This window comes from Izhakiella capsodis (assembly GCF_900115045.1).
In the GTDB taxonomy this organism is placed as follows: domain Bacteria; phylum Pseudomonadota; class Gammaproteobacteria; order Enterobacterales; family Enterobacteriaceae; genus Izhakiella; species Izhakiella capsodis.
The window spans coordinates 1-21,365 of the sequence record NZ_FOVC01000005.1; the positions used below are offsets into that span (position 1 = coordinate 1).

General features: G+C 47.6%; 28 protein-coding genes and 1 pseudogene. 27 read left to right on the forward strand and 2 right to left on the reverse strand.

The window, feature by feature from the left end; all coding sequences use genetic code 11:
• The first annotated feature begins 101 nt into the window (after window positions 1-101).
• The 25 genes from BM191_RS08805 (at window position 102) to BM191_RS08925 (ending at window position 18,759) form a co-directional block, all read left to right on the forward strand.
• Window positions 102-314, forward strand: coding sequence for a hypothetical protein (locus BM191_RS08805; protein ID WP_092877280.1), 213 nt, complete (start codon window positions 102-104; stop codon window positions 312-314).
• On the forward strand, window positions 311-550 hold the full coding sequence (locus BM191_RS08810) for a hypothetical protein (RefSeq protein WP_143088811.1): 240 nt from the start codon (window positions 311-313) through the stop codon (window positions 548-550). Before BM191_RS08805 ends, BM191_RS08810 begins: the two co-directional genes overlap by 4 nt.
• Before the next feature lie 126 nt (window positions 551-676).
• Window positions 677-1,078 (forward strand): terminase small subunit, encoded by a 402-nt coding sequence (locus BM191_RS08815; RefSeq protein ID WP_092877284.1) that lies wholly within the window; start codon window positions 677-679, stop codon window positions 1,076-1,078.
• On the forward strand, window positions 1,071-2,441 hold the full coding sequence (locus BM191_RS08820) for a PBSX family phage terminase large subunit (protein WP_092877286.1): 1,371 nt from the start codon (window positions 1,071-1,073) through the stop codon (window positions 2,439-2,441). The genes BM191_RS08815 and BM191_RS08820 overlap by 8 nt, the downstream gene beginning before the upstream one ends.
• Complete coding sequence (locus BM191_RS08825) at window positions 2,438-3,865, forward strand: phage portal protein (protein WP_092877288.1); 1,428 nt, start codon at window positions 2,438-2,440, stop codon at window positions 3,863-3,865. The genes BM191_RS08820 and BM191_RS08825 overlap by 4 nt, the downstream gene beginning before the upstream one ends.
• Entirely contained in the window at window positions 3,822-4,631 is an 810-nt protein-coding gene (locus tag BM191_RS08830; protein WP_230479562.1) for a phage head morphogenesis protein, read from the forward strand. Before BM191_RS08825 ends, BM191_RS08830 begins: the two co-directional genes overlap by 44 nt.
• Before the next feature lie 61 nt (window positions 4,632-4,692).
• Window positions 4,693-5,835, forward strand: coding sequence for a DUF2213 domain-containing protein (locus BM191_RS08835; protein WP_230479563.1), 1,143 nt, complete (start codon window positions 4,693-4,695; stop codon window positions 5,833-5,835).
• A gap of 1 nt (window position 5,836) precedes the next feature.
• Window positions 5,837-6,334 (forward strand): structural cement protein Gp24, encoded by a 498-nt coding sequence (locus BM191_RS08840; RefSeq protein WP_092877292.1) that lies wholly within the window; start codon window positions 5,837-5,839, stop codon window positions 6,332-6,334.
• Complete coding sequence (locus BM191_RS08845) at window positions 6,334-7,353, forward strand: major capsid family protein (RefSeq protein ID WP_092877294.1); 1,020 nt, start codon at window positions 6,334-6,336, stop codon at window positions 7,351-7,353. Before BM191_RS08840 ends, BM191_RS08845 begins: the two co-directional genes overlap by 1 nt.
• Entirely contained in the window at window positions 7,354-7,680 is a 327-nt protein-coding gene (locus BM191_RS17100) for a hypothetical protein (protein WP_230479564.1), read from the forward strand.
• A gap of 2 nt (window positions 7,681-7,682) precedes the next feature.
• The gene (locus BM191_RS08855) at window positions 7,683-8,087 is read left to right on the forward strand and encodes a DUF4054 domain-containing protein (protein WP_092877296.1); all 405 of its coding nucleotides are present in this window, start codon (window positions 7,683-7,685) and stop codon (window positions 8,085-8,087) included.
• The gene (locus BM191_RS08860) at window positions 8,080-8,550 is read left to right on the forward strand and encodes a hypothetical protein (protein ID WP_092877298.1); all 471 of its coding nucleotides are present in this window, start codon (window positions 8,080-8,082) and stop codon (window positions 8,548-8,550) included. The genes BM191_RS08855 and BM191_RS08860 overlap by 8 nt, the downstream gene beginning before the upstream one ends.
• Entirely contained in the window at window positions 8,528-8,899 is a 372-nt protein-coding gene (locus BM191_RS08865; RefSeq protein WP_092877300.1) for a hypothetical protein, read from the forward strand. Before BM191_RS08860 ends, BM191_RS08865 begins: the two co-directional genes overlap by 23 nt.
• Entirely contained in the window at window positions 8,896-9,405 is a 510-nt protein-coding gene (locus BM191_RS17105) for a phage neck terminator protein (RefSeq protein WP_230479565.1), read from the forward strand. The genes BM191_RS08865 and BM191_RS17105 overlap by 4 nt, the downstream gene beginning before the upstream one ends.
• A complete protein-coding gene (locus BM191_RS08875; protein WP_092877302.1) occupies window positions 9,402-10,889 on the forward strand; it encodes a DUF3383 domain-containing protein in 1,488 nt (495 codons plus the stop codon). Before BM191_RS17105 ends, BM191_RS08875 begins: the two co-directional genes overlap by 4 nt.
• An 11-nt stretch (window positions 10,890-10,900) precedes the next feature.
• Window positions 10,901-11,335 (forward strand): phage tail fiber protein, encoded by a 435-nt coding sequence (locus BM191_RS08880; protein WP_092877304.1) that lies wholly within the window; start codon window positions 10,901-10,903, stop codon window positions 11,333-11,335.
• Window positions 11,335-11,745 (forward strand): hypothetical protein, encoded by a 411-nt coding sequence (locus BM191_RS08885; RefSeq protein WP_092877306.1) that lies wholly within the window; start codon window positions 11,335-11,337, stop codon window positions 11,743-11,745. Before BM191_RS08880 ends, BM191_RS08885 begins: the two co-directional genes overlap by 1 nt.
• A 211-nt stretch (window positions 11,746-11,956) precedes the next feature.
• Window positions 11,957-13,696 (forward strand): lytic transglycosylase domain-containing protein, encoded by a 1,740-nt coding sequence (locus BM191_RS08890; RefSeq protein ID WP_092877308.1) that lies wholly within the window; start codon window positions 11,957-11,959, stop codon window positions 13,694-13,696.
• A 71-nt stretch (window positions 13,697-13,767) separates the two neighbouring features.
• The gene (locus BM191_RS08895; RefSeq protein WP_092877310.1) at window positions 13,768-14,598 is read left to right on the forward strand and encodes a phage baseplate protein; all 831 of its coding nucleotides are present in this window, start codon (window positions 13,768-13,770) and stop codon (window positions 14,596-14,598) included.
• A 2-nt stretch (window positions 14,599-14,600) separates the two neighbouring features.
• Window positions 14,601-14,903 carry a phage baseplate plug family protein gene (locus BM191_RS08900; RefSeq protein WP_092877629.1) on the forward strand — a complete coding sequence of 101 codons (303 nt, stop codon included), beginning with the start codon at window positions 14,601-14,603 and terminating at the stop codon, window positions 14,901-14,903.
• The gene (locus tag BM191_RS08905) at window positions 14,896-15,780 is read left to right on the forward strand and encodes a hypothetical protein (protein ID WP_230479566.1); all 885 of its coding nucleotides are present in this window, start codon (window positions 14,896-14,898) and stop codon (window positions 15,778-15,780) included. Before BM191_RS08900 ends, BM191_RS08905 begins: the two co-directional genes overlap by 8 nt.
• A complete protein-coding gene (locus BM191_RS08910) occupies window positions 15,770-16,480 on the forward strand; it encodes a phage baseplate protein (protein ID WP_092877314.1) in 711 nt (236 codons plus the stop codon). Before BM191_RS08905 ends, BM191_RS08910 begins: the two co-directional genes overlap by 11 nt.
• Entirely contained in the window at window positions 16,477-16,836 is a 360-nt protein-coding gene (locus BM191_RS08915; protein WP_092877316.1) for a hypothetical protein, read from the forward strand. The genes BM191_RS08910 and BM191_RS08915 overlap by 4 nt, the downstream gene beginning before the upstream one ends.
• A 43-nt stretch (window positions 16,837-16,879) precedes the next feature.
• The gene (locus tag BM191_RS08920; protein WP_092877318.1) at window positions 16,880-18,112 is read left to right on the forward strand and encodes a baseplate J/gp47 family protein; all 1,233 of its coding nucleotides are present in this window, start codon (window positions 16,880-16,882) and stop codon (window positions 18,110-18,112) included.
• Entirely contained in the window at window positions 18,109-18,759 is a 651-nt protein-coding gene (locus BM191_RS08925) for a DUF2612 domain-containing protein (RefSeq protein WP_092877321.1), read from the forward strand. The genes BM191_RS08920 and BM191_RS08925 overlap by 4 nt, the downstream gene beginning before the upstream one ends.
• A 421-nt stretch (window positions 18,760-19,180) precedes the next feature.
• Here the strand turns inward: BM191_RS08925 and BM191_RS08930 are convergent, their stop codons facing one another.
• Together BM191_RS08930 and BM191_RS17110 are read right to left on the reverse strand one after the other, a co-directional pair.
• Entirely contained in the window at window positions 19,181-19,843 is a 663-nt protein-coding gene (locus BM191_RS08930; RefSeq protein ID WP_092877323.1) for a hypothetical protein, read from the reverse strand.
• A gap of 165 nt (window positions 19,844-20,008) precedes the next feature.
• Window positions 20,009-20,135 (reverse strand): annotated as a pseudogene (locus tag BM191_RS17110) (Arc family DNA-binding protein); the annotation flags it as partial.
• Between the two features lie 117 nt (window positions 20,136-20,252).
• Here BM191_RS17110 and BM191_RS08940 point away from each other — a divergent pair.
• Window positions 20,253-20,426 (forward strand): Arc family DNA-binding protein, encoded by a 174-nt coding sequence (locus BM191_RS08940; RefSeq protein WP_092877327.1) that lies wholly within the window; start codon window positions 20,253-20,255, stop codon window positions 20,424-20,426.
• A 70-nt stretch (window positions 20,427-20,496) separates the two neighbouring features.
• Complete coding sequence (locus BM191_RS08945; protein ID WP_230479570.1) at window positions 20,497-21,330, forward strand: phage antirepressor N-terminal domain-containing protein; 834 nt, start codon at window positions 20,497-20,499, stop codon at window positions 21,328-21,330.
• Window positions 21,331-21,365: the final 35 nt, after the last annotated feature.

The following is a 21,365-nucleotide window of genomic DNA, read 5'->3' on the forward strand; positions in this document are numbered from 1 at the left end:
AAGGGTCATTTGAAAAAAATCCGTGCGGTGCAAAAGGTCATCGCTGAATTGTCACAGGTACAAATACCAGACTTGGGCAACTTTCCCGATGGAGATCCCGCATGACGCCAATACAGTTCATAGAGAAAAACGTCATCTCTGAGCTGGTTAAGCAGGGCTTTGACAATACAGTAGCCCGCATAAGCGCTGATCGGGCGGTAGACCATTACCGCCGTTCAGCTTCAGCCAGCGCAAAAGGAAAGATGTTTGATGACTGCCTGTGCATAGCGAAAGCATGGGCGAAAAAGTATCAGAAAAATAAGGTGTTGATGTGATGAATTTAAAGATGCAAGGACTATCAACGAGTCAGGCTGTGCTTCTGATTGCGTTGGTTTTTATCGGTGCGGCAACAATTGGCCTGTTGTTCAGCTGGATTCTACTTAATGCGTGGAACATGTTTGCACATGCTGCAGGGTTCAATGCAGTAATTCCGATTACCTGGGCAACCGTCATAGGTTCATACCTCATTTACAGTGCTTTACGCTCAATATTCTCCAGCACTAAAAAATAATCGAGAGCCACTTTCACAACGGCTTTTAACTTCAACAGATTATTAAACTGCCAATCAGCGAAATAGCAGAGTTAATTTACTGTGCGACCCGTGGCGGAATACTTACTTCTTAGCAGGAAATTCTAAATGGCAGAACTGACAATTAAGCAAGAGGCTTTTTGTCGGGCATACATTGAAACGGGTAACGCGTCGGAGGCGTACCGCTTATCGTATGCCGCTGACAAGATGAAGCCAGAAAGCGTAAATCGTAAAGCCAAAGAGGTATTAGATAACGTCAAGGTTTCGGCAATGATATCTAAATTGAAAAGTGAAATTAAAGAAAGACACAACGTTACAGTTGATTCGCTAATTAAAGAGCTGGAAGAAGCGAGGAAAGCCGCATTAGCTGCAGAGACGCCGCAATCATCCGCCGCCGTTGCTGCGACGATGGGTAAAGCGAAACTGACCGGGCTTGATAAAGTCGTAGTCGAGCTAACGGGCGGCATTAAAGTAGAGCGTAAGTCAATCAAGGACATATTCAGTGGCTAATCCTTACTTCCGTCCCTTCGCAGAAAGCGCCCCATATAAAGTGGCCTACGGTGGAAGGGGAAGTGGGAAGTCATACTTCTTTGCTGAGTTGGCTGTAGAAGTAGCGCGACGAATAAACACAGTGATTTTATGTACGCGTGAATTCCAGGGGTCGATAAGCGACTCAGTTCACAGATTGCTATGTGAGACTATAGAAAGGCTGGGTTATTCTTTAGAGTTTGAAATACAGAAAAATACAATCGTGCATCACGGAACAGGCGCAAGTTTTGTATTTTCTGGAATAAAAAATAATGTCACAAAAATAAAATCAATACAGGGTGTTGGTATTTGCTGGGTTGAAGAAGCCGAAGCAGTAACTAAAGAATCTTGGGATGTACTCATTCCTTCAATTCGCGGTGATAAGCATTCAGAAATATGGGTAAGTTTTAACCCAAAAAATATACTCGACGATACATACCAGCGATTCATTGTTAATCCGCCCTCTGGCGCAATAGTGCTCAAGGCAAATTACAACAACAACCCGTTTTTCCATGAGTCTCCACTTCCAGCACAGATGGCTGAGTGCAAAGAACGCGACTACGACCTTTACCTGCACATTTGGGAAGGCGAGCCGGTTGCTGACAGCGACATGGCAATCATCAAGCCTTCATGGATAGCGGCTGCTATTGATGCTCATCTGAAAATTGGATTTACACCTTCTGGCAAAAAGCGCGTCGGCTTTGACGTGGCTGATGAGGGTGAGGATAGCAACGCAATAACTCTGGCTCATGGCTCAGTTGTCCTGGACTGCAATCAGTGGAATAAAGGCGATGTCATTACATCTGCCGACCGCGTTAAAAACTACGCAGAAGAGGCTAGGGCTGGTGAGATTGTTTACGACTCAATCGGCGTAGGCGCTGGCGTTAAAGCCCATCTGAAGCGCGTATGTCGCATTCCTGCCACAGGATTTAATGCCGGTGAATCAGTGTTTAAGCCTGACGCGAAATACGCAGACGGTAAGACCAACAAAGACATGTTCTCAAACATCAAAGCTCAGGCATGGTGGGGTGTGCGTGACCGGTTCTATAACACCTGGCGCGTAATTAAACATCTTGAGGCGAACCCAAAAGATACTGAGTTTGTGAAGCAGTTCAGCGACGACCAGTTAATAAGTCTTTCATCCGGCATCAGGCAGCTTGAATATCTTAAAGCTGAATTGTCACGCCCTTGGGTCGACTATGACAACAATGGACGAGTGAAAGTTGAGAGCAAAAAAGACATGAAAAAGCGCGGCATACCGTCTACAAATATGGCTGACTCGCTGATTATGGCTTTCGCTCCCGTTCATAAGCCGTTTCACATTCCTGACGAGATACTTCAATGACAAGACGAAAAACAGCGCCAGCAACTCGACGGGAAGTGGCAAAGATTACACAGATGCACCTCGATTATGCAGCTGTTGCTAAGGATGAAAAGCCGTTTACTGAGTTCAAAAGATACGAGCCGCTGCCCGGCGTGATTCCTGGTGGAAAAGAAAAAGCCACGTTTGCAATGGATGCAACGCCATACGATGCTATCAACGCGATTTATGCAGGTACTGAATATTCCTCATTCCGTGGTTATCCTGCCCTGGCCGCGATGTCCCAGCACGTAGAATACGCAAATATGCACAGCGTGTTCGCTGACGAGATGACCAGAAACTGGATTGAGGTCAAAAGTCGGAAGGATGGCGACCACGATCCGGCGATCGATGACATGGAGCGAGCACTAGAGAAATATGACATCAAGCGTCTGATGCATGAAGCTGTTCGTCATGACTCAATGTTCGGTGTAGCACATATTTACATCGACACCGCAGCAGCAGGTGATGAACTAGCAAAACCGCTTTTTCTTGATCCCCGAAAAATTACTAAAGGTTCGCTTAAAGGGTTGCGAATTGTTGATCCGACATGGGTTTATCCAGCGATGTATAACACACGATGGCCATTGCAGCCGGGGTTTTATAAGCCCCAAGCGTGGTACGTAATGGGCGATACCGTCCATGAGTCGCGATTCATGGATATTGTCAGTCGGCCAGTGCCGGACATTCTTAAAGCGTCTTACTGCTTCGGGGGATTGTCGCTGACGCAGCTGATGGAGGATTACGTTACTGACTGGCGCGACGCAAAAAAAAACGTGATTAAGATTCTTCGATCGCTGCGCATGCGAGCGCTAAAAACTGACATGGAAGCACGTCTGCAGGAGCCTGGGCAGTTTGATAAACGCATTAAACTATTCACGCAATACCAGGACAATTTTGGAATATGGGCGCTGGACACGGAAGAAGACTTGCTTCAAATGCAAACATCTCTGAGTGAGTTATCTAACCTGCTGTCAAATTATCAGGATCAGCTTTGTATGCCCGCTCGTATTACTAACCTTAAATTGCTGGGGAATGCCCCGGCTGGGCTGAATGCGTCCGGCGACTCTGAGTTAGATACGTGGCATGAAACGGTATCTGGTTACCAGGACGGAGAAATGCGCCGCCCGCTTGAAAATATCTTCAAAATTATCCAGCTCTCTGAGTTCGGCGCTATCAACGACGACATTTATTTCGAGTTCAGGCCTCTTGACGAAATCAGCGAAAAAGAGCGTGCGGAAATTGCAAAACTGCGCGTTGAGACAGTCGCAGTTGCTGCTGACAGTCAACTAGTCAGTTCGGAAGAGGCGCGAGAGGCGCTTAAGGGCGTAGAAAACGCCGGATTCGAAACACTGGAAGGTGATTATGAGCCGGAAGAAGAGGAAGAGCCTGAAAGCAGTCAATTATAACGCAGGAAACATAAAGTGGTATCAGCGTGAATTGCTTGCTGAAATCCGCTCTATGAATGATGACGTGAAGCAAGCGGTGCTGGAAATCATCCTCAGCAATCCACTTGCAGAGGACTCGCAACTGGCAATGGATGCTAACCCTGTGCAACTGGTCAAGCGTGCTATCGATGCGCTGGCCCGCAAATGGATAGACCGATTCATCAAAAATGCAATGCCCATATCTGATGATCTTCTGAAGAAAACTGTGTCGGCTGTCGATCGCGGCTTACTGGCCTCTTTCCGGAAAGAATCACTCACTATCAATATGCAGTGGACTCCGGCGATGACTGAAAAAGTTGATGCAATGATTGCTGAGAACGTGTCGCTGATTCGCTCGATACCCGAAAAATACTTTACCGAGATTGAAGGGATGGTATATCGGGCAGTGGCAAAAGGTGGTGACCGTAAGCAGCTTGCTGATGAGATTGAAGCCAGTTTCGGCAAGCGGCACGGCATTACACGGCGCAGAGCAGAGTTCATCGCCCGCGACCAGACACGGAAAGCAACCAGCGCTCTTTCATCAGCAAGGCAGCAGGCCGCAGGTATAGTTGAGGCCGAATGGGTACACAGCGGAGGCGGTCATAAGCCTCGTCAGAGTCACGTTAAAGCAGGTAAAGAGCGGAAGCGATTCAAGCTGGCTGAGGGCTGTCTAATTGGCGGCGAATACATCATGCCTGGGCAGTTGCCGAATTGCGGGTGTACCTGGCGGCCAGTTTTGCCATTCTGATTTAACCAACAACACAAGGTCGCTCATGCGGCCTTTTTATTGCCTGAATAAAGGTAACAACATGAATGATGTGAAGTTTGCCTTTGATAAGGCCAGTGTTCGCAGATATGACGCTGACGGGATGCTTCACGTAAGCAAGACGCCCATCAGCAAAGCGAATGTATGCGTTTATTACGGGCACGAAATTCCTGACTCTGAAGCGTTAGGACTTATCCAGAATAAAGCATATCGCCTGCTGCGTGACCCCGAAGAATTACGCAAAGCCGCGCCGACATTCAACAATAAGCCGGTTCTCAATAAACACCTGGGATTCAACGTTATCGACCCGCCGAAAGAGTTCATTGTTGGCTCAATGGGCACCGACGCGAAGTTCGAACCACCATACCTCTACAACTCAATGGCTCTGTATGACCTTGATTCCATTATGGGCGTAGAGACAGAAAGGCAGAAAGAAATTTCATCCTCGTATCGATACCGGCTCGACATGACGCCCGGAATGTACGAGGGAGAGGCATACGATGGAGTTATGCGCGACATCGTTTGTAATCACGTGGCAATCGTGCCAAGTGGTCGGGCTGGCCCCGACGTGTTTGTTTATGACTCCAAACCTACAGGAAGCAAAATAATGTCAAAACTCGACAAGCTGTGGAATTACATTCTGCCAAAGCTGGCAAGTGATGCTGATCCAGATGAAGTTAAGAAAGAAGTGAGCAAAGTCATCAAAGACGACGCGGAAAAGACCGCTAAAGATGAAAGCGAGGAAAGCAAAGATAAAGAGCGCCGCGCCGAGGATGAAAAAACCGAAGAGGATAAAAAAGAGCACGAGGATAAAGAAAAAGCAGCTAAGGATGAAGATGACAAAAAAGATAAAGAAAAAATGGCTAACGATAGTCGCTTAGCGATGGATGCCGCCATTCGTCGTGAAGTTAAGCGCGTTGAAGAGCGTCATATTGCATTGCGTCAGGCTGAGCGGGATGTGCGCCCGATAGTCGGCGATCTGGCCTGCGATAGTGCTGAAGATGTTTATCGTACTGCGCTGAAACAGTTGGGCTGTAATGACCATGACGCTTTACCGGTTTCGGCTCTTAGATCAGTATTTAAAGCCTACGCTCGACCAGCAGCGCTTGCACAAGATTCAACACCGCACATTGTGAGTGGTGACACCAAATCAGAAGTACTGAAAATGATTCGCGGGGGTAAATAACATGGCATTTCAGAAATCAGTAGGCATGTATCGTGGCGTTGGACAGGTAGGTCACCCAGCATCAAGTGCGCCAATTATTGCCGCTGCTGGTGGCCCAGGAGCATTCAAAACTGCCGCTGCTGGCGTAACTATCGGCACATTTGTCTTTCGCGATGCTACAGATCCACGGATTGTTAGTAACGTAGCTCCTGCCGCAGATTCCAAAGCTATTGGATTTATTCAGAATCTTGGACAGGCAACAATTGGCTATGGTGAGAGCGACAGTATGCAGGTTCGTGGCGGGGTGGAAATTTCACCCAAAGTAGGCGGTGATTTCTGGGCTAAATCCTCAACTGCTGCCACTGAAGGCCAGAAGGTATTCGCCAGCGTGACTGACGGCACAATCGCTACTGGCGCAGCTGGTGCAACTGTAACCGGTCATGTTGAAACTGACTGGTATGTATCGCAAGGGGCCGTAGTCGGTGACCTGGTAATTATCTCATCCTGGAGTAAAGCATAATGTCACGACCATCATTTAATGATTTCATTCAAGTTGCCAGTGCACAGGGAATTAGCTTCCCTTCGACAGTTAACAGGCTCGCTATGGACGCCGATCCTCAGCCAAACTTACCCGCTAACGGCGGTATTCCGGCAATTGTTTCTACATTTATTGACCCGACCATTGTCGAAACTCTTTTCACGCCAAACCGCGCTGTTGCGATTTTGGGGCGGGAGGAAAAACGCGGTACATGGGCGCAGGACAGTTTCATGATCCAGCGCATCGAAGAAACCGGCGACACTGTAGCTTATGACGACTACAGCGAACAGGGAGCGGTGCAGGTGACGCCATCATGGGAGAACCGGGACGTATATCGGTATCAGACAGTGGTGCAGTACGGCGAACTTGAGCAGGAACGATACGGGCTGGCTATGCTCCCATATGCGGCTAAAAAACAACGTGCCGCTGTCAACGTTTTAGACCAGGATCAGAATAAGTTCTATTTCTACGGCATTGCTGGCCTTCGCAACTACGGACTGTTGAACGACCCGGAGCTACCGGCTCCGATTACACCACTGAGCGTAAACAGTAAAATTCAGTGGAAGGATAAGCAGGTTATTGATAAGTATAATGATATTCTTGCTTTGTACGAAGATTTGGTTACACGGACAAATGGCATCGTAGGTGACGGTGTTGATATGTCATCAAATATTGTGCTGGCGATGTCAAACAAGCTCAGCGTAAATCTCAAATCAGCAAATGAAGTATTCGCAACCTCGCTTGAAGATATGCTGAAGAAAGCTTTCCCAAACATGCGTATTGAGACGGCCCCACAATACAGCACTTCCGCTGGAGAGCTTATTCAGATGTTTGTTGAGACTGCGCAGGGGCAGGAAGTTGGCTTTATGGCATTCAGTGAAAAACTGCGTGCTCATCCGCTGATTACCGAACTTTCACACTACAAACAGAAATATTCAGGCACCACCTATGGCGCTGTGATTACTCAGCCCTTCCTTTTCGCGCAAATGCTGGGGGCTTAAATGGCTGCTAAACCTGAAAAATATGTCGTTGGCTGCAAGTTGCCCGCTGGCCTGACTATCAGCCATGAAGGCCAGATCGTGACACTGGCAGGAGCCAACGACTCATTGCTGATTAACGGCTTTGGCATTACTCGCGACGTTCCGGCTGGTCTGTGGGAAGGATTTGAGAAAACATTCGCTGACCAGTTGCTGATTAAAAACGGCCTCGTTTTTGCCGTGAATGATGATAAATCAGCAAAGGATGCATCTGAAGAACGACAAGACCAGAAAACAGGGCTTGAGCAGCTTGATCCAAACAAACAGCAGACTCAGCCAGACAAGGATTAACGATGGCAATAGTGGTGCTTGATATCCCCAAGTTCCGCGCCATGTTTCCTGAGTTCTCTAACGTTACCGATGCACAACTTTCCCTCCTCTTTGACTTTGCTACTGATTACCTGAGCAACACCGAATATTCGCTAATTACAGATGTCAATAAGCGCGAGCGTTTGCTCTATCTGCTTATGGCACATCTGTCATACATGCGATATGGCGATGCTAAGGCCAATGGTGGATCAGGACTGGTGGGGAGGTTGTCATCGGCATCGGAAGGTAGCGTTTCAGTGTCGTCTGAACTTGGGGCCATGAGTGGATCAAGCGCATGGTATACGCAAAGCGCGTATGGCTTCGACTTCTGGCAGGCAACGAAAGTCTACCGGATGGTAGCCTATTATCCGGGGAGTCCTTATGGCTGATTTGATAGAAAACTTTCTTAACAAAGTGGCTGCGCAGCTTGAATCTAAACAGGTAAAGGTTGGCTTTATCGATGGGGCTACATATCCAGATGGCACGTCAGTTGCATCTGTGGCAACAGATAATGAGTATGGAATTCCAGAAAACAATCAGCCGCCCCGACCATTCTTTCGTAATGCGATAGCGCTGCATGAAAAGGAGTGGTCTGAGGCAGTGGCGCGTGGCGTGCGTGCCGGGTATCCGGTTGAGCAGGTGCTTGAGCTAATCGGCGCAAAAATACAGGGTGACGTTCAGGAGTCTATAGCAACGCTGGTTGAGCCAGCCCTCTCACCGACAACTCTGCACATCAGGCGCACCAGAAAAGAGCGCCCCACTGAATCCACTAAGCCGCTCGTTGACAGCAAGGTAATGATTGGCGACGTCAGTTACGAGGTGAGCGACATTGAACCTGAGACAAATAGCTAATCGTGCGACAGCGAACATTAACCCAAACATCCCGGCCATCGCAAAGCGTTACATAGGTGAGGTGATGGGCCCAGGCAGAAAACCAATCCCGCAATATGCACCAGATGAACAGATCACAATCCAGTTTCAGCCACTAACTAAAGGCGACCTGCAGCACGTAGACGGGCTTAATATTCAGGGGTTATTTAAGTCTATACACGTTAACGGAAGCTTCTACAGCGTTAACCGTGAGATGCAGAAGGGTGGTGATCTGTTCATCGTCGATGGCAAAACGTGGCTTGTCATTGAACCGTTGGAATTGTGGCCGGACTGGTCGAGATTGCTGGTCTGTATGCAGGTAGAAACATGATCAATTATACCCTTGACAACATCATCGACACCCTGGCTGATTTCGTTGAGCCAATTTGCGGGAAAGTTCAGCAGGCACAGGTTGACAGAATTCCCATGCCGAAAGGCGAATTCTGCATCATGACACCGCTCAGATTTACCCGGCTGTCAACGGCACGCGATATCATGCAGGACACCGGAAGCCCAACAGACAGCGCAATGGGTTATACAGAAGTCCGTCAGGCCGATATACAAGTAGATATCTATGGCGCAAATGCTGGCGATCGGGCTATCGCGCTTGAAACGTTATTTACCAGTAGCTACGGCTTTGACGCAATTAAAGCCCTGGACCTGCGATTAGCGCCTCTTTATTCATCCGCAGCCATCCAGGCTCCGATGATTAACGCCGAAAGTCAGTGGCAAGAGAGATACATCGTAACTCTTTCGCTGCAATCTCACATTACCGTGTCGCTTCCGCAGGACTATTTCGACAAAACAGAAATATCCACTCAACAGGTTGATATATGACTATTCCATTATCTAAAGATTTTTCCATCACGCCCAATGTCGTAACGCCGACCGGTTCAGCGGTTGATGCTAACGGCCTGATGCTGACCGACAATGAGCTTGTCCCGGTGGGCAAGGTGGCTTCGTATTTTGCCGCCGCTGATGTGGCAGCGCTGATGGGTAGCAACTCGAAAGAGTATCTAGCCGCGCAACAATATTTCAACGGCTACGATAACTCAACGGTTATCCCAGGCGAGTTATTTTTGCAGCGTATTGTAACCGCAGATGCAGCCGGTTATCTGTTGTCCGGGAGTCTGAAAGGGGCATCCCTCGCAGCCCTGAAAGAAACCTCAGCCGGTACTTTGACACTCATTGTCGATGGTACATCCACGACAAGCGCATCAATCGACCTTTCCTCAGCAACAAGCTTCTCTGATATCGCCGCAAAAATTGAAGCGGGCATCGGTGAAAGTAAAGTGCATGTTGCCTGGTTGCCGCTGGCAAATCGTTTCATCATCCGTTCAGCAACGACCGGCGCTGATAGTGAAGTGTCTTACGCTATTGCTGGTTCGCTGGCTAATGCGCTGTTGCTGACAGCCGCAACGGCTGCCGTCGTTTCCCCCGGCGCTGCTGCAACATCGCTCACAGACACGATGAACAGCGTTATCAATGAGAATCAGGATTGGATTCTATTCAGCTCACTGGTTGAACTTACAGATGGCCAGAAACAGGAACTGTGCAGCTGGGCGAGCGCAAGTCACAACAGGTTTGGCTATGTTGTTCATGATTCAACTAATGCCGGGACAGTAGCGAACAACGCTGAGTGTTTCGTCCAGAATGTTGTTGTGGCAAACGGTTATGAAAACGTCTTCCCTGTTTATGGCTCATATCTCTACGCGGTCACCGCACTGGCTTACGCTGCCTCTGTCGATTTTAGTCGCAAAAACGGGCGTATCTCATTTAAGTTCCGGGAATTTCCGGGCATTGAGCCTAATGTCAGTGATCTTGCGACTGCGCAGGCTCTGAAGTCTAACGGCTACAACTTTTATGGCTCATATAGTCTCAACAAGACGATGAAGCAGTATGCATCCAACGGCGCAATCACGGGTAAATTCTTGTGGCTGGATACATTCGTCAATCAGGTCTGGATTAATGCGAATCTGGTAAGTGCTTTTGCCAGTTTGTTTACTAACAATCAGTCCTATGCCTTTAACAGTGCTGGCTATGCCGCTGTCTCTGCTGCTGTCATCGATGTTGCACAGCAGGCTCTTAATTTCGGTGCAATACAACGCGGCGTGACGCTCGACAACGCGCAGACCCGCATTGTTAACAACACTGTTGGAAAAGATATCTCAGCGACGCTCTACTCACAGGGCTGGTTTCTCTACATCCCAACGCAGACCGGCGCGGCGCGTCTGGCGCGTGACTTGCAGGGTGTCATTTTTTACTACGTAGATGGTGGCTTAATCCAGAGCATCACTATGTCATCAACCGCCATTCTCTGAGAGACGATAAAATGCCAATAGATATTACAAGTGCTAATTCAAAGCTGCGCATCGTCGTACCCGCTTACTATCCGGGCGGTTTTGATGTAGACGACTATGCCGCTGATAACATGTTTGAGACCGCTGCACTGCAAAATAAAGAGGATATGATGTCGGCAGATGGTAAATACCATGCTGGCTTCATCTTCAATCCCACTGAATTCACTATTAATTTAATGGCAACATCCAACGCCAGCAGCCTCATCGATGACTGGATGGCCGCAGAGCGCACGGCTATTTCTGCATTTGCGTGTAATGCGGTTCTCACTGTTCCGGCGTTAAATGCTAAGTGGAACTTTGTTAACGGCGTGCTTTATACGTGGACGCCCACACCGCCAGGTCGGCGGATTTTACAGCCACGTCCTGCTGTTTTTCATTTTGAATCAGTCACACGGAGCGCAATCTGATGGCACGTAAAGAAATCAGCTATGTTGTTGAAAATGAAAGTCGCGATAAGGGTAAAGAGTTCATCATCACAGAAATGTCGGCGTGGGATGCTGAAACACTCGCGCAGGATATTTTCCGGGCGATGGGTGAGGCCAATTTTACAGGAATACCGGCAGATGTTATTTCAATGGGATGTGCGGGTTTAGCGACGGTTGGGCTGAGTGTTCTGTCTGCCTCATCTCCTGAGATTGCCCGTGATTTGCGCGATCGCATGATGTCGACCGTTGATATAGTTATTGAAGACGACGGCAAGCAGCAAAGGCGCAAAGTGAAAGGAAATCTGGACTTTGAAGAAGTATCAACCATTCGCGCTTTACTGGACAACGTCTTCAAAGTGAATTTTGATTTTTTAACGATCGCCGGCGAGTAAAGTACCCATATCTTGAAGATGAATCTCTGCCGGCAAAACTAGTCACTCCCGCAAATATATCCCCCTCCCTCAGTGCCGTTATCTGCTCTGGTAAAGCTTCTTATCTTGACCTTCAGGAAAGGCTTTCTGTAGCAGATATGTACAACCTGCTGGAGATAATTTCTGTTGAGAACTTCAACCAGCGTGTGTGGCATAAACATAGGGAAAAAACATGATTATCGACGAGCTGGCTTATAAGGTCACGATAAAAGCCGATGAGTTTCTCAACGGAAAAAGAAAGGTATCTGAAGAGGTAAGAAAACTCAAAAATCAGATTTCTGACTCCAGCAAAGGGATGGGTGAATCATTTTCAGATGCCTCTGAGGGGATGAGTAAGAGTGCAGGTACTGCTGTTACAGCGTTTCGTGGACTGGGGCTTGCTTTTGGTGCGTTTCTGGCACTCGGAGCCGGACTCGTCGCGCTAAAGGGCATGTTTCAGTCAACAGCGGAAAGCATTGTGAAGGCTAACAATATGGCAAGGTTGTTCGGGGGAACAGCTAATAATGTGATCGGTGTTCGTAATGGGTTTGCAAGAGCGGGGCTTGATGGCGAGTCATTTCTTCACAGGACAATAAATTCGAGATTAGCACTGGCAAATATCAATAATCCGACCATTTTTGGAGGGTTGACCGGTGATGCACAAAACTTACTGACAATTGGAGCCAGAACCGGGATTGATATTCAGAAGCTGGGTAATCCGCAGTCAGCTTTGAAAGAGTTGCAACGCTATGGGAGAAATCACAGTACCGAAGATTTGATGCAAACACTTTCGGCGTTGGGATATAACCCCAATGATGCCAGCGGTATAAAATCCGGTAAACTCACAAAGCTGGTTGATGAAGAAACGAGAAAGTCGAAGCTTACAGCAGAGCAAATTCAGGCACAGGAAAAGCTTCTTAGCACCTTAAAGGGGCTGGATACGACCTGGGAAACAACAAAAAACAATCTCACAGTCGCCTTCGGACCCTGGCTTGTTAAAGCAATGAATGAATTCAATAAGGCGCTTAATCAGTCACCTGGAGAGATTGAGAAGGCAATAAGGGAATTTACGTCGATCATGGAACAAGTTGGCGTTGAATTTGAAGCGATATGGAGACATTTTGTTCAGTTCATCAAAGACATCATATCTCGCATAGGTAGCTGGATACCCAACGGGAAAGCCGCTACAGACAAAATGACCGCGTGGATGGACTCAATAGATAGCGGCGCTCACAAGGCTGATGCATGGCTGGATTCAAGAGCAAAATCTGCCTGGAACTCGATTTCTGGACCCTTCGGAACAATGCTATCTTCAACAAATGGAAACGTTACTGAAGGGCAACGCCTGGAATTGAAAAATTTCGATATGGGGCGAATGATGGACTCTGTCAGGCAAGTGGAGTCCAGCGGAGGGGTTAATTTATTCAGTCCTTCGGGTGCTGTGGGTGACTATCAGCTGATGCCCGGAACGGCGAAAAGTGAAGGACTCGTAGTTGCAAATGGTATTGATGAGAGGCTGGACCCGCAGAAGTCAAGAGCCGCAGCACAGAGCTATCTCTCCAAACTTCTGAAAATGTTTGACGGCAATGTAGGGGATGCGTTGACAGCCTACAATTGGGGGCCTGGTAACACAAGAAAATGGATCGACCAGGGCAGAGGAGAAGGCTTTGTTAACAATAATGGGCGTTTCATAAAAAGACCGACAGAAAGTTTAGAGTATGCAGGAAAAGTTATGAGCGATTACAACATGAGAGGAATGCAAAATGGATTACCCCCATATAATAAAACCCATTCGACAGTCATTACTAACAACGTTAACAAAGTAGAAGTAAATCAGGCCGATGCAAGCACCGTTGGTTCGATTACTAAGAGCCTGAATAATCAGCTTGTAAGAAGTAGAAATAATCAGGCGTTCGCCAGCGCTGTAAAATGATTTATAACAGCCAACTCTCCACTTTACCCTTATAACCCGCTTTATGCGGGTTTTTTTCGTCCGGAGAAAGCATGAGCATCATCGACCTCAACACAGCCGACATATTTAATGCTATCGGCGGCGGTTCTCCGCTTTCAATCATTGACAGCGCTCTGCACCCACAATACGTCATCCGGGATAGTAAAACTGGTAGTGTGGCGCTGGAATTTAGCGGAATGTCCTCTATACAGCCGGAAGGCAGGGCGCAGATAACAACGGCTCCGGTAGAGAAGGGACAGTATCAGAGCATCAATAAAGTCAAAGACCCGGCGACTGTAAGATGTGAAATTATCGTTTCTGGCCTGACAGGATTCTCAGGCAGCATTCCCAACATTTTCGATCTGACGTTCACAAGCCAGAGCAGCGTGTTAAGAACCCTTAAATCGATGCTGGAAACCGCTAACACTTACGATATTGAAACTCCCAAAGAAACACTAACGAGCTATGATCTCGTTGAGCATTCATACGAAGTTAATTCACAGCATGGCGTGACAATGCTGAGGATTTATCTTTATTTCCAGGAAGTGATTCAACAGATGGAAGTGACGCTGTCGGGGGCGCAGGCGGATAAAAAGCCCACTAAAGACGAGATCAGTAAAGGAGCGAATGGCACGGGTGACGCACAGAAAGAGGGGGCGTCAAAACCTGCCACAGTCGATGATCTAAGCAAGTCCTGGTCATCTCTTAAAGAATCTGTGAAAGATATTGCTCAAAAAATAACAGACCCGATCACGAGTGGTTTTCAAAGTGCGCTTGATACTGTCAAAACAGCATCCGTTGATGTTGCCGCCAGCGCAACAAAAAAGGCGTCTGAGCTGGTGAAAAACATCAGTGAAAATCTCACCGGGCCGGGGAGTAAGTGACTGTGCAGACGATAACTATTCAGCCCAAAAAGTCGCAGGTGCTGTCTGTAGTGCTGGCTGGTCAACAGTGCGTTATACGCTTAATACAGCGCGAGAGTTTTATTTACATGGATTTGACGGTTAACGGGAATCCGGTAATGCAGGGGGTTCCGTGTCTGTTTGGCAACCGGCTGGTCGGTTATTCATATCTCGGATTTGTGGGCGATCTGGTTTTCATTGACAACACCGGACAGCGAGATCCGGCTTATGAGGGACTTGGCTCACGCTTCATTCTTTACTATCTGGAGGAGAGCGAACTTGTATAAGCAACACGCCCTCAGATACGAATTCATCAATCAGACGACAAAGTTTGATGATGCCGGTAATGACAAAATCACCATTAACAATATCAAATCCACCGCTTCGCTTGGCTCAGTCATCGGCATGACCGGGACCACAGCTAATGTTTCGCTTTACGGGCTAAGCCTTGAGCGTATAGCGGAATTGTCAGGTAAGGCAAACGGCAATTTCTTACGCTCTGAGCAGAAAATCGACATGGCCATCTATGCCGATGACGCGCTTGTGTTCTATGGCGTTATGACGGCTTCGATAGCGAACATGAACCTTGCTCCGGAGGCAGGCTTGATGATCGCTGCGTCTGCAAATGCGGATATGCAGAGCCGCGCGGTCAGCCCGTTCTCAGCGCGTGGCGCTCAGGATTTGACTGACGTTATCAGTTCTGTATGCAGCGCGGCGGGTTATACCGCTGAATTTAGCGGTATAAAAGGCATGAAAACATCGGGAAGTCCTCATTTTGAGGGAAGCGTACTCGATCAGCTTCATCAGATTTGCATCGCCTACGGGTTAGCTATGCAGGTTTCTCCGCCCGCTAAAGTTGCATTCTGGAAATCTGACAGTAAGAGGGATGATGTAACCCCTTATATATCCAAAGAATATGGTTTGATTGGTTATCCGGTGTTTTCCAACGGCGGCGTGATGTTTCAGACGCAATATTCTTCTTTGTTGCAAATCGGGCGTGTCATCGAGTTGAAAACAGAGGTCCCGTGGGCGAGCGGAAAATATAAGCTCACTTCAGTTAGCCACGAATTATCTTCCTGGCTCTCGTCCGGATCGTGGCATTCAGTGTGTGTTGCAAACAGAGAGCAGAAGGAAAGGACGGAGGATCAGAAAAATGGCAGATAACCAGTTCACGCCGACCAGCGCACAAATGAACGATGCGGAGGCCATGGCCTTTGCTGTCGACAGAATTCTGTCGGGATACTTCTTTATTGAGATAGTTAAAGTGCTGGAAATCAGGGGAGAGGCCCCTGACCTGGTTGTCGATGTTTTGCCGCTGGTGGCAAGAAAAGACCAGGCAGGCGCAATCATACCCGGCTCGACAGTTTATGACTTGCCTGTTTTCAGGTTTCAGCGGGGAACGAGCGCCATTATAATGAATCCTCAGCCTGGAGACATTGGCATGATTGCCGTTTGCGACCGCGACACCTCGCTTGTCAGAGCAAATCGCAAAGAGTCGGCGGCGGGGAGTAACCGCAGACACAGCAAGTCAGACGCCATTTACCTGGGCGGCTTGCTTAACGCTATCCCAAATCAGGTAATAGAGTTCGCTGACGGATCAATAAACATTCGAACTCCAAACCCGGTAAACATCAACTGCTCATCGGCCAACATTACCGCGCCAGAGGGCGTCACGCTGACAACGCCGGTTGTGCATGTCACGGGAAGCATAATCGCAGGCGGCGACATTACAGACAATAGTGGCTCTCAGGGCGCTTCACTTAAATCACTGCGTGACAGCTACGACGAGCACAAGCACGTTATCAACGGCGTGCAGACGGGCGGTTCGGCTGTCACGTCTGGCGTAACGGACAAGCCGACATGACCTATCGAAACATGCAGTTGAATACATCAACGTGGGATTTAATGCTTGATGGCAACGGGTATCTTGCCGTGGCAGACGGGGCGTATTCCGTGGCGCAGGATGTCGCCAGTTCATGCCTTGTGTTCGCAGGCGAGTGTTTTTACGACAACACGCTCGGCATTCCGTGGAAAACGGATGTCATGGGCAAACGACCCTCGGCGGGTTTTATCGCGCAAAAGATGCAGGAAGAGGCAAAAAAGCTTTCTGTCGTTGATGAGGCGCTGGCCAGCATCTTTTTTGACAAAACAACGCGCACAGTGCGCGGAACTATTCGCGTCACTGATAAAGACGGAAACGTAGCGCAGGCCACTTTTTGACTGCTCCCCGGCCTGAAGGCCGAGGTTTCCCGGAGGCATTCTGATGACGATAATTGAAACGGCAGTACCGGACGTAACAATCACTGAAAATGGCCTGCTTGTTCCTGACATTGCAGATGTTCTGGCAGGCAGGCTAACTGACATGGCAACTGCGCTAGGAGGTGGTGCCAGCCAGTCTTTAAGCTCGCCGCAGGGGCAGATTGCTCAATCTGACACGGAAATCATCGCGCAGAACTATGACAAATTACTCTGCCTTTTTAATCAGATTAACCCGGATTTCGCCACTGGAAGATTTCAGGACGGAATTGGGCGACTCTATTTTATCGAGCGTATAGCTGCACAGGGAACAGTAGTAACGGCTACATGCACAGGAAAAGTGGGGACCCTCATCCCGGCAGGCAGCACGGCCACAGACACCAGCGGCTATATTTATCAGTCCATCAACGCCGCCACAATTCCGGCCAGTGGCACTGTCGATACTGAATTCGTCAACACCACAACCGGGCCGCTGCCCTGTGCCGTTGGCGCACTGAATCAGATTTATCGCGCCGTGCCGGGATGGGACACGATAAATAATACCGTTCCCGGCGTCGTCGGGGTTGATGTTGAGTCACGCATTGCTTTTGAGACGCGCCGCAAGCAGTCAGTCGCACGAAACGGCAGGAACACAGACGCCTCAACACTGGCGGCATTGCTGGCAACAAACGGCGTACTGGATGCTTATGTCTGGTCAAACCGGGAAGATAGCGCAGTAAATCAGGGCGTCACATCTTATTCGGTAAAAAGCCATTCACTCTATGCCTGTGTTTATGGCGGTTCTGATGCTGACATAGCAACGGCGATATATTCAACTAAAAATCCCGGCGTCAATCTTAACGGCGACACTAGTTATATCATTGAAGATAAGGAAAACTACAGCCCGCCATATCCTCAGTACACCATTCAGTGGCAGACCGCAAAGCCGCTGAGAGTATTTTTCAGAGTCAGGATCGCGAACGATAAAATCAACCTTCCATCCGATGTGACAACACAAATTAAGTCGATGGTCGCTGGCGTATTCAACGGAGAATATGACGGAATTACAAAAGCCAGAATTGGCGCAAGAATCAGCAGCGGAACCTACTACGCGCCTGTTATTTCAATCTCTCCCGAATACATGAATATCCTGTCTGTTGAAATCTCCGCAGACGGTAAAACATGGGCGCAATCTGTGACTGCTGGCATTGACCAGATCCCGACAATTCAGGCTGACGATATTGAAGTGGTGAAAGTGTGAGCTGGAAAGAGACGATACTGACGCAATATTCAGCAAGCAGTAAATTACTCTCCGTGATAGATACCTTCAGTCAGGCTGTCAGCCTGGATGATTTCACAGAGAAATTTATCGATGAAGTATGGGATATAACGACTAATAAAACCTATGGGCTGGACGTGTGGGGAAAAATAGTCAATATCTCAAGGTATGTTCAGGCAGAGATTGAAAATAACTCATTCGGCTTTGGTGAGGCAGATAACGGCGATGCGAAACACTATCCGTCGCCGTTTAACGATGAGCCTTTTTATCCCGGCGTGCAGGAAACCGAAACGGTCAGATTAACCGATGAAGCATATCGCACACTGATACTCGCAAAAGCTTTCTCAAACATCAGCATTGCCACGATACCGGAGATAAACCGTTTCCTGTCCCTATTGTTTAAAGGGCGTGGGCGGGCGTTCTGTGCTGACTACGGAAAAATGACGATGGGGATTGTCTGTGAGTTTGCACTGGCTCCGTATGAAAAATCTATCTTACAGAACTATGACGTTCTGCCCGTGCCACAGGGCGTTCGGATAACTGCTTATCAGCTTGTACCGCCATACTTTGGTTTTGCTGATGATGCCTACCCCTTCAATGACGGTACGTTTTACGCCGCAGCACTTTAGTTAATATCCGCCCCTGTTCTGTGCAGGGGGTTTTACCTCACAAAACCGAAAGCCCCGATCGTTGCAAGCGAAGCGGGGCTTTCTGCTTTCCAGCGTTAGCGGATTAACGAGGAACATGTGTTAGATCTTAGCAAAATGATACGGGAGTTGCGACTGATGATTAAGCAATTACCAGACTGGAAGTTTGTATTGATATGGGTAGTGATGCTAATCACTGCCATAGGTTACCTGATTGGTCAAATTAGATGGTGGTAGTAATCAGAGGAGAATAATATTGGAACAGTTTAACGTATTCATCCATGACTTCGGGTTCCTGATATGGCCCATAGTTTCGCTATTTTTTGGCTATGTCTGCGGAGGTGGGCCAGCCTGGTCTCCATTTTACAGGAAAAGCGAAAACAAATAATCGCTACATCAATCCTCATTCCGAGGGCTTTTTGTTCTGTATAACAATTTCTATTCCGCAGTCAGAAATCGATTTCTCAGAATTTTTATTGTCGAAAACCTTTATCAATGACGCATCAAAGTTAGGGCACCAGTGAACCCCTCTTGATACTGCAAGAGCCTGATACTGGTCTTCTAGACTTGCATCAATTTTGGGATCGAAAAAACCATAGCTAGCCAATTTACATGGAAGTATGACCTCAAGGTCTTGTTGCTCAAGTAGAGTTAAAGGTTGAAGTGCATAGGTTCTCAAAAAAGATGCGTTGTTTACCCTTGTGTGGCAATGAGCATTTTTGTTTTTGCATTGCATGGCCTCGATAATGCAAGGGATAACTTGGTAGTAGCTAAAAGATGAAACAATTTTTCTTTTTGCTATAACCTCGAAGCCTTTCCAGTTATGCGCGGCATTAATTATAGTCATCGATAAATCACAGTCTCTTGGCGATGAAAGATCCGCAAGACATGTGATAACTTCCCTTCCGTTAACGATGCACTTGGCAGATTTCATCATGCCAGCGTATGACTCCACTAAAGGGAAATTTTTTGACTTACTAATAGGTATGACCATAACCAAAGCGTTTTCGGAAAGGTCATTTAAATCAGCGTTTGTAAGATATGTAAGACTTTCAGGTAACATCATTCTTCTTCCCTGCACAGAATCTGTATTAATTGCCTTTACCCTTAGGAAACAAATCGTAGTTTCTGGATATCTCTTCCGCAAAAGCTTTGGTGGCTATACGGATTACTCTGTCAGTTTCCTTTTGTTGCAAGCTGTCATGCATATCGCTAGAAAGCCAGAACTCTAGGGCCGCAATAATCTCTGAATTCATAGATCGACCGCTTTTCTTGGCCTTCTCAGCCACGGCATCACGCATTCCATTAGGTAATCGAACATTGAATCTGTCCATTTCTTGGCTAGGAAACTTACTCATGCTCGTTAAATCGCTTAGTTAGAAGAATCAATAAAATCATAATAGCACCAACTTGACATATCTTTGAATGGTGATAAATTGGTTATAGTACCAATTTGGTGCATATATGGGGGCGTAATGAGTAACGATTTACACAGTCAGAACAGAAGCAGTCGGTTTACGTTGAATTTACCTGAGCGAATGAGGAAAGAATTAGAGGAAAAGGCCGGCATGGATTTCATCTCATTAAACTCTGCGATCATCATGCGCTTGGCTAAAAGCTTGCGTGAGGAAAGAGCGAATGGTCAGTAAAAACGGCGAAACCCCGCAGTGCGTCAACACTAACGGGGCTTCTGTGTCAGTAACTTCCGAGGAACTAACAATGTCAAGTATAGCAACCGCAACATCGACCATCAACGTACCTTTTCACGGAGCAGAACTCTATGTTGTCAGTATAAATAATGAAGCGTACACCCCAATGCGCCCAATTATTGACGGTATGGGACTAACTTATCAGGGACAAGCAGAAAAGCTTAAATCGCGCTTTTCTAAAGGGGTCAGGATAATCATGATACCTACAAAAGGCGGCGAACAATCAATGCTTTGCCTTGCTCTTCGTAAGCTGAACGGTTGGCTTCAGACCATTAGCGCAAACAAAGTTAAGCCTGAGATCCGCGACAAGGTCATTCAGTATCAGGAAGAGTGCGACGACGTTCTCTACGAATACTGGACTAAAGGACTGGTAACTAACCCGCGCAAAGCAAAAAAAGCACTTCCCGGCAAAATCACTTCTGAACAACAGGAAGCCATCAAACAACTGGTGCTGAGTCGTGGGCGTAGTCTTCCGCAGGATAAACAGGCCAAAGCAATTATCACACTCTGGTCGTCTCTGAAATCTCATTTCGGGTGTTCATACAAAGAAATCGATGAAGAACAATTCACTGAAGCATTGTCACTGGCCGCAAGGGTGCCAATAGAAGGTGAGTTTCTAGGCAAAGATGACCAACAGAATGCCTTAGCTCCGCTTTCCTATCAGGTACTTTGTCGTGTTGAAAATGGGAAGCAAGTGAAAATCAAAATGTTTGGGCTGGATAAGACGGTTGATGATGTGGATAGTTGGCAAATCTGGATGAAACACAAGGGCGCTGTTTTTTTGTTAGACGATAAACAGAAAAGAGAATTTGTACGGGATCAGGTTAATCATTATCTGAACTGAAAAAAAACCGCCAGTGGGTAGCTGGCGGTCTACAT

Coding starts and splice junctions, on each gene's coding strand:
- BM191_RS08805 (WP_092877280.1), top strand. CDS start 102: ATGACGCCAATACAGTTCATAGAGAAAAACGTCATCTCTGAGCTGGTT.
- BM191_RS08815 (WP_092877284.1), top strand. CDS start 677: ATGGCAGAACTGACAATTAAGCAAGAGGCTTTTTGTCGGGCATACATT.
- BM191_RS08825 (WP_092877288.1), top strand. CDS start 2,438: ATGACAAGACGAAAAACAGCGCCAGCAACTCGACGGGAAGTGGCAAAG.
- BM191_RS08830 (WP_230479562.1), top strand. CDS start 3,822: ATGAGCCGGAAGAAGAGGAAGAGCCTGAAAGCAGTCAATTATAACGCA.
- BM191_RS08835 (WP_230479563.1), top strand. CDS start 4,693: ATGAATGATGTGAAGTTTGCCTTTGATAAGGCCAGTGTTCGCAGATAT.
- BM191_RS08840 (WP_092877292.1), top strand. CDS start 5,837: ATGGCATTTCAGAAATCAGTAGGCATGTATCGTGGCGTTGGACAGGTA.
- BM191_RS08845 (WP_092877294.1), top strand. CDS start 6,334: ATGTCACGACCATCATTTAATGATTTCATTCAAGTTGCCAGTGCACAG.
- BM191_RS17100 (WP_230479564.1), top strand. CDS start 7,354: ATGGCTGCTAAACCTGAAAAATATGTCGTTGGCTGCAAGTTGCCCGCT.
- BM191_RS08855 (WP_092877296.1), top strand. CDS start 7,683: ATGGCAATAGTGGTGCTTGATATCCCCAAGTTCCGCGCCATGTTTCCT.
- BM191_RS08860 (WP_092877298.1), top strand. CDS start 8,080: ATGGCTGATTTGATAGAAAACTTTCTTAACAAAGTGGCTGCGCAGCTT.
- BM191_RS17105 (WP_230479565.1), top strand. CDS start 8,896: ATGATCAATTATACCCTTGACAACATCATCGACACCCTGGCTGATTTC.
- BM191_RS08875 (WP_092877302.1), top strand. CDS start 9,402: ATGACTATTCCATTATCTAAAGATTTTTCCATCACGCCCAATGTCGTA.
- BM191_RS08880 (WP_092877304.1), top strand. CDS start 10,901: ATGCCAATAGATATTACAAGTGCTAATTCAAAGCTGCGCATCGTCGTA.
- BM191_RS08885 (WP_092877306.1), top strand. CDS start 11,335: ATGGCACGTAAAGAAATCAGCTATGTTGTTGAAAATGAAAGTCGCGAT.
- BM191_RS08890 (WP_092877308.1), top strand. CDS start 11,957: ATGATTATCGACGAGCTGGCTTATAAGGTCACGATAAAAGCCGATGAG.
- BM191_RS08895 (WP_092877310.1), top strand. CDS start 13,768: ATGAGCATCATCGACCTCAACACAGCCGACATATTTAATGCTATCGGC.
- BM191_RS08910 (WP_092877314.1), top strand. CDS start 15,770: ATGGCAGATAACCAGTTCACGCCGACCAGCGCACAAATGAACGATGCG.
- BM191_RS08915 (WP_092877316.1), top strand. CDS start 16,477: ATGACCTATCGAAACATGCAGTTGAATACATCAACGTGGGATTTAATG.
- BM191_RS08920 (WP_092877318.1), top strand. CDS start 16,880: ATGACGATAATTGAAACGGCAGTACCGGACGTAACAATCACTGAAAAT.
- BM191_RS08930 (WP_092877323.1), bottom strand. CDS start 19,843: ATGATGTTACCTGAAAGTCTTACATATCTTACAAACGCTGATTTAAAT.
- BM191_RS08940 (WP_092877327.1), top strand. CDS start 20,253: ATGAGTAACGATTTACACAGTCAGAACAGAAGCAGTCGGTTTACGTTG.
- BM191_RS08945 (WP_230479570.1), top strand. CDS start 20,497: ATGTCAAGTATAGCAACCGCAACATCGACCATCAACGTACCTTTTCAC.